Below are 16,724 nucleotides of genomic sequence, written 5' to 3'. Positions count from 1 at the left end.
CACCTTTATGCGATTTCTTGAGCGCAGTGTTCTACTTCACTAATGACACCATCCTTTACTTCTATTATTCTGCTGGCTTGTGTTGCCTGGTCTAGATCATGCGTTACCATAATGATGGTAGTCCCTTGCTTATTTATTTCTTTAAGCAATGACATCACTCCATCAGCCATTTTGGAGTCCAAATTACCGGTCGGCTCATCGGCCAAGAGAAACGCTGGAGAGCCAGCCAACGCTCTAGCAATTGCAACGCGTTGCTGCTGTCCCCCAGATAACTGAGCGGGAAAATGCTTTTGTCGACTAACAAGCCCTACCTGTTCAAGGGCTTCTTCTACTCGCTGCTTTCTCTGTGCGGTCGAGAGCTTTCTATAGCGCAAAGGCATTTCAACATTGTCGTAAATATTAAGTTCTGGTATTAAATTAAAGCTTTGAAAGATAAAGCCTATTTTCTCATTCCTGAGTTTTGATTTAGCTTTATCTCTCAATGTAGAAACTTCCAAGCCATCCAGCCAGTATTCACCTTCACTGGCGGTTTCGAGTAACCCAGTAATGTTAAGAAAGGTTGTTTTTCCTGATCCCGATGGACCAACAACAGCGACAAACTCACCTTGTTTTACTTCTAAATCAAACGGACACAGCGCCCTCGTTTTGATCGTATCTGTACGATAAGTTTTAGCCAACTTGCTCATTCTTAACATACCTACCCCCTATTGAACGATTCTCACACTTCCTGCTTCATTGAATACGCTTAGGTCAGAAATAACCACTTTCTCGCCCATTGCCAGACCAGAAATAACTTCGACTTGTCCTAAACTCCTTGAACCCAACTTTATGGACTTTTTCACTGCCATGTCATCTTGCACAACGTAGACATAGCGTCCACCTCCAGATTCGGTAAACTGACCACGAGGTAAAAAATGTACATCATTTTTTTCCTCTAAGACGACTCGGCTGGTCAACCTTTGATTTTGCCTCAACCCTTTGATATTTTTGTCTTTAAAGCGAATTTTCCCCTCCACTTGACCACTGACAATTTCTGGAGAAATGGCGGTGAGTTCACCTTGATAGGTGGTGCCATTGAGCATCAGCTCAGCCCCCATGCCTAACGCCAAGTCATCGGCATAATTCTCAGGGATATTCACTTCCACTTCGTATTGAGACAGATCGACAACACTCAGCAACGGTTGGTTTTTAGTCACCGAGTTTTTTTGTTCAACCGTTAAATTCCCTACAATGCCTGATACGGGAGACACAATAGATAAGGCTGCCACCTGCCTTTGCAATTCGTTCACAATCACCTGCTGCGCCTCAAGCTCCAAGGCGCGCGTTTTAATTTCAAACTTTTGACTTTCTTTCAATAATGCGACTTCTTTAATTGCTAAGCGGTGTTCTCGCTCTGCATTTTCCAAGTCATCTTTGGCTTTTTGATAATCAATATCGCTGACAACCTGATTTTTTTGCCCTTCTTCATTTCGGCGCATTTCCCGCTTAGCAGCGTTTAAGGCTACTTGCGCTTTTCCAATATAATTTTCTTGTTCAAGATCCTGCTTTTTTACTTGAATTTTTTCACGCTCAAGCTGCGTTTTCAGGCGCGTTAGTTCAGATTTTTCTTGTGCTAATAAGCTCGTCAACTCAGGGCTATCTATTAAAGCGAGCGGCTCCCCAAAATTAACGGTATCCCCGGGGGTCACTAGGTAAGTCACTGTACCTTGAGCGGGGCTATACAATGTGGGGCGTTTTGCAGCAACGACGCGCCCTTGAACAGAGATATCACGTACGAATTGCCCTTTTTGAACTTCTGCAATGCGAATACTTTCAATACGCACAGCACTCTTTCCACTAAACCAAATTGATAGTTGAGGCACTATCAAAGTTAAAAAAATAACGATACCAACAGCGATAGCCAAATAGAGCTTATAGTTCCTTTTTTTCTCTATTTGCGTGTCCTGGGCACTAGTATCCGATATATATGTCATGTTACTTCCTTGAGCATTATGTTACTGCTTTTCATTGATTAAAATACACAACCAGCCCCAAAATGTCACTTAAAATAAACATTTTATTAAAATATAATATATGTAAGGGGCCCCCTTCATGTCCAAATACTTCTCATTTAACAAATTAATTAAAATAGCTGGGAAAATTTAGACTATGGGAATATTAACATGAACGTCAACGATGCGTAATTAGCATTAAATATTTAATGCAACAAGTTAACAAATTAAGTGTTTGAGTACGTAAATTGATATATGAAGTGATTATAAAAGATGCAGCTTCCATGCCGCAGCAAGTGCTTGGGAGTTTCTATTCGCGCAAGATTATCAGAGGATAAAAATACATCTATTAAACGCTTTTCCGTTACTTGAAGCAGCGTGTTTAATATAGCTTTTGCGTCAACACTGTCTCGCTATTGCTCACTGCTCGGCTGATAGCCTGAGCTAGGTTTTTGCCCTTTGCTTTAACAGATATGCTGGGTAAACCTGGTAGCAACACTTCAATACTGCACTGGGTTAGCGTGCCATGTAGTTTCGAAGGTACGTCATCAATATGTACTTTAACCTTACGTATGTTGGTAACATATTTAGCAAGTTGGGTACTGATCATTTTTGATATTTTCGCTTTCGCCACACTACCTAATGCTTTACCTGTCATTCTTAAGTTAAGTTTCATACCTTTGACCTCGCTCATAATTATTCATTTTTCACTACACTCTAGTGAAATTAATGATTGCGCCGTTGATTTAAATCTACTAAGGTGGAAACAAAGATAAAAGCTGATTAAATCTTATTTAGACATCGAAATTAACGAAGTATGATGAATATTAACTACAACCACCTTTATTATTTCTGGCAAGTCAGTAAATTAGGCAGCATTGCCGCAGCGAGTAAGGTACTGCACCTCACACCACAAACCATTAGTGCGCAAATAACTAGCCTAGAGCAACGACTGGGAAAATCGTTGTTTGTCCGGGAAGGAAGAGGGTTAAGGCTTACGGAGTACGGGCAACTTACCCAACAATATGCTAATGATATGTTCAATGTTGCGGAAGAGTGGTTGGAAACAACTCGAGGAGACCTCGATAATTTAAATCGCACTTTGAAAGTAGGCATTTCGGATGCTTTGCCAAAATCCTTAGTCTCAAAGTGGTTGTCTCCCCTCATTAAACATGAGCGCATCACCAATTTGCACTGTATTGATGGACAGCAATCAGAATTACTGGCGCAAATGGCAACACACAAAATAGATTTGGTCTTAGCAGATAAGCCACTTGATAGCTCCACACCGTTCAAAGCATTTTGTCACGAAATAGGTAAAAGCCAGCTAGGCTTCTACGGTAATTCATCATACTATTCTAAACTGAGCAAAAACTACCCTAGCACACTGAAAAATATGCCAATTATCTTACCTGCGAAAGCAAGCCCGGTTACCAATGCTATCCAGTATTGGCTCGAAGATTTAGAGATTGAAATGTCTGTCGCAGGTCATGTAGACGATAGTGCCTTGATGAAGTCACTGGGCCAGCAAGGGTTTGGTATCTTTCCGGCCCCACTGTCGATACGTGAAGAAATTGAACGGCATTATGATGTGACTTTTATCGGCAGCATTGAAAATGTCTATCAACATTATTATGCCTTTACACCTGATAGGCTGATTAAAGACAGTATTTATTCAGAGTTTGTGCAAAATGCTCAGCGTGAAGGTGAATAATGATATTTTACCCTTGTTCCTGTGGAAGTTGATAAAAAATGAATAAACCAAAAATCACAATTCACTACTGCGTATTGTGCCAATGGCTACTAAGAAGCGGCTGGCTCGCTCAAGAGTTGTTATCAACATTTGGCCAAGATTTAAAAGAAGTTGCACTTGCGCCAGCGAGTAAAGGTGTTTTTCAAATTTACTATGACAACGATCTGATATGGTGCCGTGTACAAGATAGTGGTTTTCCAGAAGCCAAAGAACTTAAAAGACGGGTAAGAGATAAACTCGACCCAAGCCGAGACCTTGGCCATATTGACAAGTAGCAAGACTCACTTAACAAACAACGCCCTTGTGTTGGTCAATTAAGAATAATAGCAAATAGCTTATTGGGGTGTATTCAATGAGCAAGGATTAAGTTATCAAAATTATGGCTATTTCACTGAGTTAAACTCGTTGAATTTACTGTGCGGTACAATAATTAAGGACCGCACAGGGAATTACTAATTGGTAGTCAAGGAGCGTTAATTACCTTCCCGCATCTCTTCGGATCTGCTCTAACAGCTCACCGTCTCTGATCAAACGCTGCATCACAGCCTGTACTTCTGAGCTACTGGCATTGTCGTACATAGCTAAGATTTCATTGGCCAATTGTTGCTTCATTTCTGGATTGCTTTCACCTGCTTGGTAATACTGCCCCATTAATCCTTCAGCCGCCATTGTCTTCATATATTTGTTTGGTTCTTTTTCGATAATATCCTGCAAAGATTTTGCTATTCGACTATCCACCACTGGAGAGTGAGCGACAACTTCGAGTGCTTGTACTTTTAATTTATCGTCAGCGCTGTTTCTACTGATCTCAAGTACCGCGTCGACAGTCTCATAATCGAACATTTCATCTTGTGTGCGATTTAAAATATACATATTCATTTGCAGTTGACCCATTGCCGACAGGCGCTCCTGTGGTGTGAGGGTTTGATCCAGCACCTTACCTTTTAAATCTTGACTGACTTTACTTGCGAACTCCGGATCAGTTTTTAGCTTCAGATCATAGTCTTTAGGTAAGTCTTCATAGAATCCATATACAGGATTATCTTCATTTCTCTTTTGGCGCTCTTTGCGCTCTTTTTCTTCCAGCACCGCTAGGATAGTTTCTTCCATCACATCACTGGCAGCCCCATTGCCGTAAGCTTGATTCTCGATATCCAACAGACGCTCTTCTAAATACTCAATACGCGCGATCAATGCACTGCTGTCCATTTCATCATAGCTTTTACTTTTAGAAGCTTTATTTATATGAGAAGGCTCAGTAGACACCTGACGCGTATTTACTGATGGTTGATGCTGTTCAACTTGAGCAGCCTCAACGTTAGTTTGAGAAGAAAAATGACTATACAGCGTCAATGCGAATGCAGCTGATGCAACACCGAGTGCAATATTACTTTTTGTTTGAGACATCTTGTACCTACACCTACCTTTTAGGTCTAAAATTAACACGCTTCCTTGAGCCAACGAATAACGTTGTAATCTAATCTATATAGACAAGACAAACTGTTAAAAGTTGTACACTAAATTTAGCCATACATCGAGGGTAAATTGCAAACTTTGGATAATATTAAAGCATTTCACTAATGATATAAGCACTTACCGCCACTCTGCATTTACTCCTCTAATATACTTAACATAATGAATTCACTACGTAGAACAATATTTCATGCAATCAAATAGACATAGAAGTTAGCATCCACTAGGGAGCGATTAAAACCACTGAGTTTATTCGTCACAAACAACACATGGGCGCGAATCTGCAAATTGTAATTGCAGCCACTGAAGCAAACATTGCAACGCGTTGCTTTGATGAGTTTGATGGGGTGTTACCAGAAAATAGGAGAATGGCATCGCGATGGGTTCAAACTGCATTTTTTTCAAGGCACCTTGTGTTATCAACTCACTCGCAATGACGTGCCACCCTAACGCTACACCCTGTCCATATTTTGCCGCTGTCAATGTATGCCCTACGTGGCTAAAGCCTCGATTTACTGGTTGGCTTGTCATATTTATTGACTGATGTGAAAACCAATTATTCCAGTCAATAATACCTGGCGCGTCTTCAATACCATGCTGATAGCTCAACAACTCAGCATTTTTGCCTAGCTCTTTTGCGTAATTTGGTGAACATACTGGATAAATCCACTCTGCGCCCAAGTGAGTACAGTTATACCCTTGATACTGCCCATGACCAAAGTGCAAATGCGCATGTACATGGTGACGATTAAAATCAATTAGCTGATCTTGTGCAATTAGTTGCAACTCAATGTGCGGGAATTGTTGATAAAAATCTCCCAGTTTAGGGATCAGCCAGTGCTCCAATAATGAGGGGATCACCGCAAGAACAACACGCTCTGTTGTGTTGGCTCGTTTGGTTGACTCTATGCCAAATTCAAGCAGATTAAAGCCTTTGTTAACATGATCCGCTAACCGCTCAGCTTCTTGAGTTAATGTCACCCCTTTTGACTTGCGATGAAACAGGCTCATCCCAAGTTGGGCTTCCAATAGTTTCATTTGATGGCTAACGGCACTCGGCGAGATATGAAGCACCCCCGCAGCAGCCGTAAAATTGAGCTCTTTCGCCACAATAGAGAAAGTATGTAATGCAGTAAGTGATAAATTTAAGCTGCTCATGATATGAATTTAGCTCACGTCAATTTGAGTTATTATCGCTTCTATTATTCCCCTGTCAATTACATACTTAAGCACATCTTTACTAAACCTTGTGAACCTAATGTGTTCGTATCACTTTTTGAGGAGAATCCATGTCTATCTACCAAGCGACTATTTTTTGGCAACGCCAATCAGAAGAAGTGTTTATTGATGCTAAATACAGTAGAGCTCATAAGTGGTCATTTGACGGGGGAGCCACTATTGATGCTTCGTCATCGCCTTCAGTGGTCCCGTTACCTTTTTCAAAACCAGACAATGTTGACCCCGAAGAAGCATTTGTGGCTTCACTTTCTAGCTGCCACATGTTGTTTTTTTTACACTTCGCTGCAAAGTCAGGTTATATAGTGGAATCTTATGAGGACAGTGCAACAGGTATTATGAGCAACAATGCGCATGGGAAAATGGCGATGACAGAGGTTATATTGAAACCTCGCATTAAATGGCAGCAACCAGAATCCATAGATAAACAGACAGTTGATAACCTGCATCACCAAGCCCATGAGGCTTGTTTTATCGCAAACTCCGTCTATACCGAGATAAAAGTTGAATAGCGACTCGTCTACCACAACACACGCAGCATGTACCTGTCTCCAGAGTGCACTGCTGCTTTCCAGCCAAAACACTCAGATACTTGCATGATAATTTTGCTGCCAAGCCCGTGCCCTGAATTTGTTCGTGTACAATCTCGTGCATTTTCAAATTCTAAGCCATGTTTCAAACACCTAACAATCAACTTTCCGTCACCATGTTGAAGCGCGTTTTTAGCCACTTGAGTTAATAATAACCAGAAGAGTTTTGGTTGGATTGTTTGCTCTGATATCTGCTCAGTTCCCAACAGCTCTATTTCGAGACCCCGTTGCGCCCACTGCTTTTGCCATCGAGATAATATCGGTAAAAGCGCTTTACACTCTAACTTAGCTTTGTTTGGCTGGCACAATAACAACACCGCATCCGCCGTCTCAGCCAACTCACGCTGCCCAGCCTCAAGTTCATCGATCACGTCCAGTGCATCAAGTGGTATATCATCAATTTGTTGGAGCCTACTTATGCTATTGTTTACTCTCGTGAGCGGTGTACGCACCTCATGACTTAAAAAAGAAGAAAATAAGCGCTCTTGCTGCTGTGCATGTAGTTGCGCAAACCTTGCCATTTTAAGTGAGGATTGGATTTCAGCTAACTCAACAAATCTAATTGTGTGCTCATTATCTTTTTCCAAGCTGTACTTTAGCACATTAATATCTAGGCTTATTGAGCGCCATATCCGCCACGCTAAAAACCCCGTAGGGAACAACATAAAGCCACTCAAAATCAAAAAAATAGGCAACAAACTGGGCGAGTTCTGATGAGAGAAAAAATGAATAACGTACAGCGGCTCTCCACTGTGCCCTTCACTTTTGAGTATATACATATCCCCAGTTGCACTTGGCAGGAGAAACGTATGTTCAAACTCCACATCATGTGTGCTCAATATATGTTGAAACTCAACGGGCATATTAGCCAGTATACCAATATACTTCTCGTCGCTTATCACAGGCATTGATAATTGGCCACTCAGCGCTAAATCTAAGTCCTGATACAGGTAGTGCTCAGTCGTGTCATCCCATGCAAAGTGATAAACCCAAGTTGCAACTTGGATCCAAAGGGCAATAAACACTACAAAAAAAATGCCTAGTCTGACTGTGAAATATCGCGCAAAGCTCTGTTGCTTAATCACCTTCGCTCCTTAGCACTACCCCCTGACTCTTGATAGTATGGATCAACTCCACTTCATCATGTTTAGATACATTGCGGCGCAGACGCGTTAACAATGATTTATACATATTATTGTTCACATCTTGATCAGGCCAGATATAGTTCAAGATCTGATCTTTACTTACTGGCATAGGGCTGTGGTTGGCCAGCAAGGATATAAGTTGCCACTGCTGCGGAGACAACACCAAAACTCGTTCGTTACGCTTCGCAATTTTCAAGCTAAAATCAACCTCTAAAGTATCTAATTTAAAAACCTCAGTGCGACTTGATGGCTTTTTTTGCGCTAATATCTTTAACCGAACAGCCAGTTCAGGTAAAGCAAACGGTTTAGTTATGTAGTCGAGCGCACCTGCAGAAAAAGCAGCGAGTTTATCGTCAAGTGATGTGGCAGCAGTACAAAATAATACCGGTACACCTTGACCCAATATCTGTGTAGATAGCAAACTCAAGCCACTGCCATCGGGCAGATCCATATCGAGGATCACGGCGTCATAATTAATATATTCCCTTGTTTTAGCAGCTATTTCTTTTGCACTCGAAATAGACGTGGCATAATCCACCTCGATATCCTCGCATTGCAAAAAGTCAATTAATTGGGCTGCCAAGGAAGTATCATCCTCTACCAGCAAAACGAGCATTAAACCTCTACACTGTTACCTTGTGGTTACCATGCCACTGATATTGTAGTGCCATCAAACAGGAGTCAACTATGCGAGTCACAAATATGTCTTTAATTCCGTTATTAGTAGCTGGCCTATGTATGTCAGGGTGTAATTCAGATTCAAGTTCTGGAGCTAATAGTCCCACAAATAGCAATACAGCAAACAATACAACAGCTCAGCCTCAACAATCGCAATCGCAATCTCAATCTCAATCTCAATCGCAACCAGAACAAACACATTCGACAATAGTCTTCACCAATGGCCGTATTTATACTGTGAATGAAAAAGCCCCTTGGGCTCAGGCAATTGCAATAACCGATAATAAAATTGTATTTGTCGGAACCAGTGATCAGGCACAACAATATATCGGTGACAATACCCAAGTTATCGATCTCAAAGGCAAAATGGTGATGCCAGGGTTTCATGATGTTCATATGCACCCTCTGGAATCAGGCTCTGACGCAACCCAGTTTACAATTCCAGAAGCAACTTCAGCGCAAACCTACATCAACTTAGTTGCAGAAGCCGCTTTCCAAAATCCGAATGCAGAATGGCTAATTGGTTACGGACACGCTATTGGCACACTATTAGAAATGGAAGATAACCCCATAGCAGTGCTGGACGAAGCGGTCCCTAATCGCCCAGTTATTATTATGGAACAGACGTCACATTCCATGTGGGTAAACAGTAAAGCGCTTGAGTTAGCAGGGCTTCATACCGAAAGTCTAGACCCTATTGGCGGCGTAATTGGCCGGGATGAGCAAGGTAATCTGGATGGTATTCTCTACGATAATGCTGGAAACCAGGTCATGGAGCTTGCCATGCGCTCACTCACCAATACCCAGCAAAACGATTATTTGGGACTGGTAGAGTATACGATGCCGGCACTTAACAAAGCTGGGATCACATCGATTAGCGATGCTAGAACATACTGGCAGCGTGGGCACTTAGATACTTGGCTAAAAATAGCGAATGAAGATAAGCTCACACTCAGAACACATTTGGGCTTGTGGGCATATCCGCAGATGAATGATGCCACTCAACTAAGTAAACTCAAGTCTCTCTACCAAGCCGATCCAGCTAGCTTGCTAAAGGTTAATCAAGTCAAATTTTATGTCGATGGGATATTGATCAATACTACTGCTGCAATGCACGAACCCTATCACCAAGATTGGTTAGAACTGGATGGTAACAAAGGGCTCAATTACTTCACGCAAGCTCGCTTAGAAAAGTATATAAAAGCACTTGAACCAACAGGCTTTGATTTTAATATCCATGCAATTGGAGACAGAGGTATACATGAAGCGCTCAACGCCATAGAAAATGCTTCTACTGGCGCAGCTCGACACAGATTAACGCATTTAGAAGTCGTTGACCCTGCTGATTACGCACGTTTTGCCAAACTTGGTGTAATAGCTGATGCGCAGGTTGCAGGTGACTTTACCGACCCAAGTCACTGGCCAGAAAATATCCCTTTACTTGGTAGCGAGCGCTCTCAAGATTTAGTGCCAATAAAAAGCTTGGTAGAGAATAATGCAACCCTCACATTATCTAGTGATTGGAATGTCAGTCCATTTAACCCCTTTATTGGTATCAGCAATGCAATGACGCGCACGCCACAGGCCATTACGTTAACGCAAGCACTTGAGGCCTACACCCTTAATAGCGCCTTTGCCATGCGACAAGAACATCTGGTCGGCAGCCTTGAAGTCGGTAAACTTGCAGACTTAATCGTATTAGATAGAAACTTATTCGATAGCACGGTAAAAGAAATAGCCAATACCCAAGTCGTGATGACGCTACTTGATGGTGAAATCGTTTATCAAAAATAAGCAACACTTTAATAAGGGGCGTAAGCCCCTTTTATTACATCAAAGCAACAACCCCTCCGTTAAAATCAGTTTTGATTACCACTAAATTACGAATAAAGTCACTTTTTTACTCTTACAACACAGACTAAACACTTACTCAACAATCTGATTGCGATAAATTACATTTTATTGTTTAAATATACTGAATAAAGGCTAGGTTCTTTTAAAATAGACAGTGTTACCATTGCGCAAAATTTAAACCTGTATTATCTATAAGTTACCCATACCATGTTCAAAGCATCCGTAATATCAAGAATATCAGTCGGATACACGGTAGTTCTCCTGGCAATGGTTGCCATCAGCGTTTTTTCTCTTTTCAGAATGTCTGAGATCAACAGTAATTTGAAAAAAGTCACACAAGTAGCTCAACCAATTGATATAAAAGTAAATTCTGTAGAAAGTAAGCTGGACCAACTCAATTTATCTGTTTATCAGCACTACCATGCAGATACCATTTCTGAACAGCTAAAATTGGAAGGTTCCATCAATGCATATCAGAAAAAGATCCAGCAGCAACTTGATGAAATGGCTAGATTGTTTGCCGATCTGCCAAATAATGATGAAAAGCTACACGTCGTTGAACAGTTTGAAGCAAGCAAAGCGCAAGTATTTAATGCACAAAAGAAATCAATGAATGTCGCAAGTGCCGCGCTGAAGAACAAAGCCACCTTAGAGCAGTACCAGAGTCAGGTCCGCCAGCTAGATGAGCAGCTGGGGAACATAACAGAACGATATAAGCGCTACAGACAAAATCAGCTAATTACAGCATCTTTGAGCCAGCTAAGGTACGGCATTTCCATCGCAAAGCAGTATCTGCTTATCAACAACTTACAAGAGCTTCAAGCACTATCAAAAGAGTATAAACTGTGGCTAGATGATTATGTAAAAAGTGGCTATCAGCTGCAAACACTGTCGTCAAATACCACATTACAGCGCAATATTCTTACGCCAATGGGGACAGTCGCCACTGAACTAGCTTGGATCATAGGCAAACAAGATGGTATCAAATCACTGCAAAGCAGTTACCTATCAAGTAAAAATGTGTTGATAGACAACCTAAGTCAGGTAGAAGCCGGTTTACTACAACTAAAATCTGATATGGCACACATTAGCCAGCTCAGCCAAACCTTTAGTGCAACCGTTGAGGCACAAACCACCGCTTCGGTTGAATCTAGCTTCACTTGGATTTCTTTGGCGACACTGACCACCCTCATGTTTGGCATCTTAACGGCCTTTTATATTACCCGCAGTATTAGCCGGCCATTGAAGCAAACTGTGGCTGACATCGAAAAACTAGCGACAGGAAACCTGGGAGAACAAATTACCATCGCTGGTAAAGATGAATTCGCACAACTTCGCCAATCGCTGCAAAGTCTAAGGGTTGCTTTTGTTAATATCATTACTGACATTAAAACCCAATCCGAACACATTAATGAGTCAGTTGACACTTTATCAACCAGTGCCCAGCACACAACCACCATCGCCAATCAGCAAAAAGATCAAACGACTCAAGTTGCCAGTGCAGTTCTTGAAATGACAGCAACCTCCAGTGAAATCTCAGATACCGCCGAACAAGCCACCCAACTTATGGCTCATGCAGATGCACTAGCCACTCAGTCACAGGGGTTAGTGCTCGAAAACCAAACCCTCAGCGAACAGTTACGCGGTGATATGACCTCTGCAGCAGAGGTTGTTGCATCTCTTGACCAAGAGTGCCGTCAAATTCAAGAAGTTGTCAATGTCATCGATACCATTGCCGATCAAACCAACCTGCTGGCACTCAATGCAGCCATAGAAGCGGCTCGTGCAGCTGAGCACGGCAGAGGATTCGCTGTCGTTGCCGACGAAGTCCGAACGTTGGCGATGCGCACACAGACCTCCACTGAACAAATTCAAAGCAAGATTAACCAGCTCCTTTCATCTTCGGAGCTCGCTGTAAAAGCGCTTCACAGTTCTGTTGAGAACACTGAATCTTGCACGCAAATGGCTAGAGAAATTGATATTCAGATCAAAGAGTTTGCGCAGGGCGTAAGCAATGCACATCAGTTAAATGAAGTCATCGCCGAAGCGGCCAAACAACAACATATTGCAGCTCAGGAAATCAGTACCAGCATCGAAAACATCGATGGGTTGTCGTTACAGACACTAGATCAAATTCAACATAATAATGCCGCAGCCACAGAGCTGGATAAAGCTTCTGGCGCTCTTGTATTGATGAACGAACAGTTTAAGGTGCAATCAAAATGATCAAAGCTAGACTAATATACCTCATTGTTTTTCTGTTTGCTTACCCAGCTTTTGCCAGTGCCAAGCAACAACTTGATCTTTATACATGGCGCCAACAAGAGCAGCTGCTATGGGACAAGATCAATCGCCAAAACCTTCTTAATGGCATTCAAGTCAATGTAAAAGTCATCGACTTTGATACTTATCAGGCACATATCCAATTAGCGGTTCAAAATCGTCGCGTCGACCTATTCCAGTGGATGCCAGGGGCTGCTGCCCTTGCACCATTGATTGAACACGGCGTGATCACAGCACAGTCATCTCCACCAGATTCTATTAACCCAAACGCACTACCTGCTGCAACAGGTGCTGATTCTAAAATCTATGGTGTCCCATTTGCCATGCAACTTGAGGGCATGTTGATCAATCAAAAGTTGCTCGCCAAACATGGTCTAACAGTTCAGCCTCGCACCATATCGCAATTGGAAAGTTTATTTGCACAACTTAAAAGCCACAATGTGACACCACTCCAAATGGCTAGTGACCAATGGTATCTGTCACAAGTCGTTGCCGAGGTCATGACTGCGGGTCTACTCAACGCCTCTCGCGCTAAAGAGCTCATTGCTGGTCAAGCGTGTTTTACCGATTCTGACTACCTCAACATACTCGAAACATTAAAGCACTGGTATGCTAAAGGCTATATCAACCAAAATGTTTTAACACAAGACTATCACGGTATGGGGACCAGCAAAGCGCTGGGGAACTCGGCGATTGCACTTGATGGTGGCTGGCGTGCAGGGCCAAACTCTGTTTTCTACCAAGTTGATAAAAGTTACCAAATCGAATTTTGGCCAGTACCAGGCGAAAGCGGACATTTCTATGGCTTTGCAGATGGTACCTATCAAATCAATGCGAAAAGCAAACAGGCAGAACTTGCTCAAAAAGTGCTACATTTTACTACCACTAAAACATTCGCCAACTTATTTGCCAACACGCTAAATGAGATCCCGGCTTACGGAGGACAGGTGCAAATTAACAGTGCAAATTTGCGTGCTCAAGCAAAACTGCTTAACGAGCAAAGTTATGATGCAAGTTTATTTACCGCTCCTTCATTAAATCAAGGCACACCGAGTTACCAACAACTCGTTGCAGAAGCAATAAAGCAGGTATTTTCCGGCAGCTCGGCTCAACAGGCGGCTTTACATATCCAACGAGGTCTGAATAGTTGGGATTATGTCGGTGCTAAAAGCTGTACCATTTAAATCCCCCCCTCACAGGCAGCATTTGAGAAGAGGTAGATTACGTGGCGAGAATAGGTCGATTGTTATTAAACTAAAAACATCCCTAAATGCACATATCTAACCTTTGCTCAGTGATGCCTGTGCTCTTTAGTAAAAAGACCAGATAAAAACAGCGGGAAATATCATAGCGACAATGCGGGAGATAGGCGTGTAAAGATAAAATGAAGATTCTACTCTCATAAACACATAACCTGAACACACCTCGAAAGAACGCTAACCCATCCAATTGAGGTTGAAGTTAGCACTGTTAAGCATAGCCAAAGCTGGCGATAAATCAGTTGAAAGTTAAAAAAAATCAAGAAAAAACAGTAACAAAAGAAGAGTACTTCCAATTTTATCCGTAAAAATTCAATACCCATAGCCATGGGTATAACGCTGCAATCACGGCCAACTTAAAGGTTGCCACTTACTCTTTAAGTAAACTATTAAGTTAATTTGAGCAATGAAACTTATTAGTAAAATCAAACTGATAAATTTTACTTTGCTATGTTCATCGCTTTCACGGTAAGAACGCAACGTTGATAGTATTGCACTGGGGGTATAATCGATGAAACATCGGCAAAAAATTGCGAGACGATATCTTGTCAGTACATACAACTTCCGTAAGCATGCACTTGGGTCATGGATCAAGCGCATGAATAAAATACATAAGTGGTGAAAGTTCACACACCACTTATGGGATCATTTCACCGACACATTATTGTGCCAACATTTCAAGCACCACTTGATGTGCCTTGTTTAACTGAATATCAACATTGTCAGCTGTCGAAGCTTGTGTAACAGGAACCAAGTAGTCTGGCTTAATTCCAACACCGATAAGTTTACTGCCATCCACTTGATCCGATCGTGCGCCAGTATAAAAGTAGTAAATCCCACCGTAAGCAGGACCACTAAAAACCCCGCCGAAGACGTAGTCGCCGTTGATCCCTGAGGTAATTTCACCAACAATAGGCATGTTCAAGTTTTGTGCAATCATTAAAAAGTGCTCTCCGGCACTCATGTTAAACTTAGAAGAAATCGCCACTGTTGGAACATCGAATAGCTTCTCGTTTAGAGGTACGCCCACTTTAAATGAATGGACGTATATATCTTCTTGATTTGGCGCCCTTTGAGAGTGATGATAAAAAGGCCCTACAGCCGTTTCGATATCCGAAAAATATCCCATAAATTCACGAACAAGCATAAAGTTCCTTGGATAGCCACGCATGTCTAATACAATAGCAGCTGCATTTTTCAGCGCTTCTTTCGCTTCATTAACTTGAGCCTGAGTGCCAATATCAAATACGTTTAGTCGAACAACGCCATTACCTAACTCTTGCACCAAGGGTTGCGCTACTGCATGACTATGGAAATCTCCAATGACATCTTGGTGTATTGTTGCGGTGGTGGTTGTAACCGTTTCACCACTTGGTTTTCTGAATGTTAATTCAACTAAATTTGGAGATTTATAGTTTCGCGTCAACCCAGTAGTTGCTTCTAATACTGCCGCGTGATCACTTTTTGGAATCGTGGTAGTCGCCGCTTGGATTAGCTCCTCTACAGCCACACCATCAATAGAAACAAGTTCATCTCCGATCTCAATTTGCAGTGATATGTAATCGGTTTTGCTCGTTACAATTGCTTTACTCTCAATATAATCTAAACCAATCGGTAGCTGGTACACACCTTCATTTCTAAATTCGTTAGGTAACGCGATAAAAACATGATTGTCCTGTAGCTTTTTAAACTCAATATTGATGGTGCTCTGCAGATTTTTCGGGTCATCCAGACACCCTTCCAATAAGGCCACATGACTGTCTTCCCATTTAACAGTTACTTGCTCAAAGTACGGCCAAAAATGATAAATTTCTGCCCACATAGAACTCAGCGCAGCCATACATGTCGCTGGATTCATCAAAGATGACTGTTTAGGGTTGGGCGGCCTAAAAGTTTCTCCGCTTAAACTGTCTTGGCTATTTAGATAAAGCGGCCAATAAACTGGTTGATTACCATATACATCGCTGTAAATTTTAGACTTTGGAGTCTCTACATTATTGACAAGTTCTGAAAATATTCCAGACTCTAGATTCCGTTCATACGCAGTCACATTACGCGCCCCCGTTGCAACCCAAGTTCGGGCTACTTCGTTATTTTTAACAGCTGGTAGATCGCTAGGCTGGGTGGATATATGTGGGGCTATTTTTTTAAGCTGCGCAAAGGCATACTCTAGACGCTCGCGCTGCGGTAATTCAACCATTTCATTGATTGTTTTCTCAAGGAAATAACTCCATATAGTTTGAGAAACAGCTTCACTGGGATAAAAATATCTGACTCGATGTACAAATTCACTAAAGGTTATAATATCAGGTAGTGCTTGTTGAAATTGGCTGGTGCTCACATTGCTGTTTTCAGGTGCTTGTTCAGCCAAGGTATTGGCGTGCAACAATCCACTCGCTGTAAATAGCGTCCCGATACAAAACCCGCGGCCGAGAAATTTCAAGATCATAGTAACTCCTTTT

Annotated in this window: 14 protein-coding genes; 6 read left to right on the top strand and 8 right to left on the bottom strand. The window is 41.9% G+C overall.

Going from position 1 to position 16,724, the window contains the following annotated elements:
• Positions 1 to 5 precede the first annotated feature (5 nt).
• From N483_RS14915 to N483_RS14905, 3 genes are all read right to left on the bottom strand, one after another.
• A complete protein-coding gene (locus tag N483_RS14915) occupies positions 6 to 695 on the bottom strand; it encodes an ABC transporter ATP-binding protein (RefSeq protein WP_023398209.1) in 690 nt (229 codons plus the stop codon).
• A 9-nt stretch (positions 696 to 704) separates the two neighbouring features.
• Positions 705 to 1,973 carry an efflux RND transporter periplasmic adaptor subunit gene (locus N483_RS14910; RefSeq protein WP_023398210.1) on the bottom strand — a complete coding sequence of 423 codons (1,269 nt, stop codon included), beginning with the start codon at positions 1,971 to 1,973 and terminating at the stop codon, positions 705 to 707.
• Between the two features lie 400 nt (positions 1,974 to 2,373).
• Positions 2,374 to 2,667, bottom strand: a complete 294-nt coding sequence (locus N483_RS14905) for a hypothetical protein (protein WP_023398211.1) — start codon at positions 2,665 to 2,667, stop codon at positions 2,374 to 2,376.
• Positions 2,668 to 2,811: 144 nt separating this feature from the next.
• On the opposite strand from N483_RS14905, the gene nhaR reads away from it, so the two are divergent.
• Together nhaR and N483_RS14895 are read left to right on the top strand one after the other, a co-directional pair.
• Positions 2,812 to 3,705: a transcriptional activator NhaR gene (gene nhaR / locus N483_RS14900; protein ID WP_036975377.1), complete on the top strand. Its 894-nt coding sequence runs from the start codon at positions 2,812 to 2,814 to the stop codon at positions 3,703 to 3,705.
• Positions 3,706 to 3,743: 38 nt separating this feature from the next.
• Complete coding sequence (locus N483_RS14895; protein ID WP_023398213.1) at positions 3,744 to 4,019, top strand: SelT/SelW/SelH family protein; 276 nt, start codon at positions 3,744 to 3,746, stop codon at positions 4,017 to 4,019.
• Between the two features lie 202 nt (positions 4,020 to 4,221).
• Here N483_RS14895 and N483_RS14890 read toward each other — a convergent pair whose 3' ends face one another.
• Together N483_RS14890 and N483_RS14885 are read right to left on the bottom strand one after the other, a co-directional pair.
• Positions 4,222 to 5,151: a hypothetical protein gene (locus N483_RS14890; RefSeq protein ID WP_023398214.1), complete on the bottom strand. Its 930-nt coding sequence runs from the start codon at positions 5,149 to 5,151 to the stop codon at positions 4,222 to 4,224.
• Positions 5,152 to 5,466: 315 nt separating this feature from the next.
• Complete coding sequence (locus N483_RS14885) at positions 5,467 to 6,375, bottom strand: LysR substrate-binding domain-containing protein (RefSeq protein ID WP_023398215.1); 909 nt, start codon at positions 6,373 to 6,375, stop codon at positions 5,467 to 5,469.
• A gap of 131 nt (positions 6,376 to 6,506) precedes the next feature.
• On the opposite strand from N483_RS14885, the gene N483_RS14880 reads away from it, so the two are divergent.
• Entirely contained in the window at positions 6,507 to 6,965 is a 459-nt protein-coding gene (locus N483_RS14880) for an OsmC family protein (protein ID WP_023398216.1), read from the top strand.
• 8 nt (positions 6,966 to 6,973) lie between these two features.
• Here the strand turns inward: N483_RS14880 and N483_RS14875 are convergent, their stop codons facing one another.
• Both N483_RS14875 and N483_RS14870 read right to left on the bottom strand, forming a co-directional pair.
• The gene (locus N483_RS14875) at positions 6,974 to 8,128 is read right to left on the bottom strand and encodes a HAMP domain-containing histidine kinase (protein ID WP_023398217.1); all 1,155 of its coding nucleotides are present in this window, start codon (positions 8,126 to 8,128) and stop codon (positions 6,974 to 6,976) included.
• Complete coding sequence (locus tag N483_RS14870; protein WP_023398218.1) at positions 8,121 to 8,804, bottom strand: response regulator transcription factor; 684 nt, start codon at positions 8,802 to 8,804, stop codon at positions 8,121 to 8,123. Before N483_RS14870 ends, N483_RS14875 begins: the two co-directional genes overlap by 8 nt.
• Positions 8,805 to 8,875: 71 nt before the next feature.
• Here N483_RS14870 and N483_RS14865 point away from each other — a divergent pair, with 71 nt between their 5' ends.
• From N483_RS14865 to N483_RS14855, 3 genes are all read left to right on the top strand, one after another.
• Complete coding sequence (locus N483_RS14865) at positions 8,876 to 10,660, top strand: amidohydrolase (protein WP_023398219.1); 1,785 nt, start codon at positions 8,876 to 8,878, stop codon at positions 10,658 to 10,660.
• Between the two features lie 267 nt (positions 10,661 to 10,927).
• Positions 10,928 to 12,946, top strand: a complete 2,019-nt coding sequence (locus tag N483_RS14860; RefSeq protein ID WP_023398220.1) for a HAMP domain-containing methyl-accepting chemotaxis protein — start codon at positions 10,928 to 10,930, stop codon at positions 12,944 to 12,946.
• On the top strand, positions 12,943 to 14,187 hold the full coding sequence (locus N483_RS14855) for an ABC transporter substrate-binding protein (protein WP_023398221.1): 1,245 nt from the start codon (positions 12,943 to 12,945) through the stop codon (positions 14,185 to 14,187). The genes N483_RS14860 and N483_RS14855 overlap by 4 nt, the downstream gene beginning before the upstream one ends.
• Positions 14,188 to 14,923: 736 nt before the next feature.
• Here N483_RS14855 and N483_RS14850 read toward each other — a convergent pair.
• Complete coding sequence (locus tag N483_RS14850) at positions 14,924 to 16,711, bottom strand: S41 family peptidase (protein WP_023398222.1); 1,788 nt, start codon at positions 16,709 to 16,711, stop codon at positions 14,924 to 14,926.
• Positions 16,712 to 16,724 lie beyond the last annotated feature (13 nt).

The organism is Pseudoalteromonas luteoviolacea NCIMB 1944, from assembly GCF_001625565.1.
GTDB lineage: Bacteria > Pseudomonadota > Gammaproteobacteria > Enterobacterales > Alteromonadaceae > Pseudoalteromonas > Pseudoalteromonas luteoviolacea_F.
This window is presented reverse-complemented; position numbering and strand designations above follow the sequence as displayed.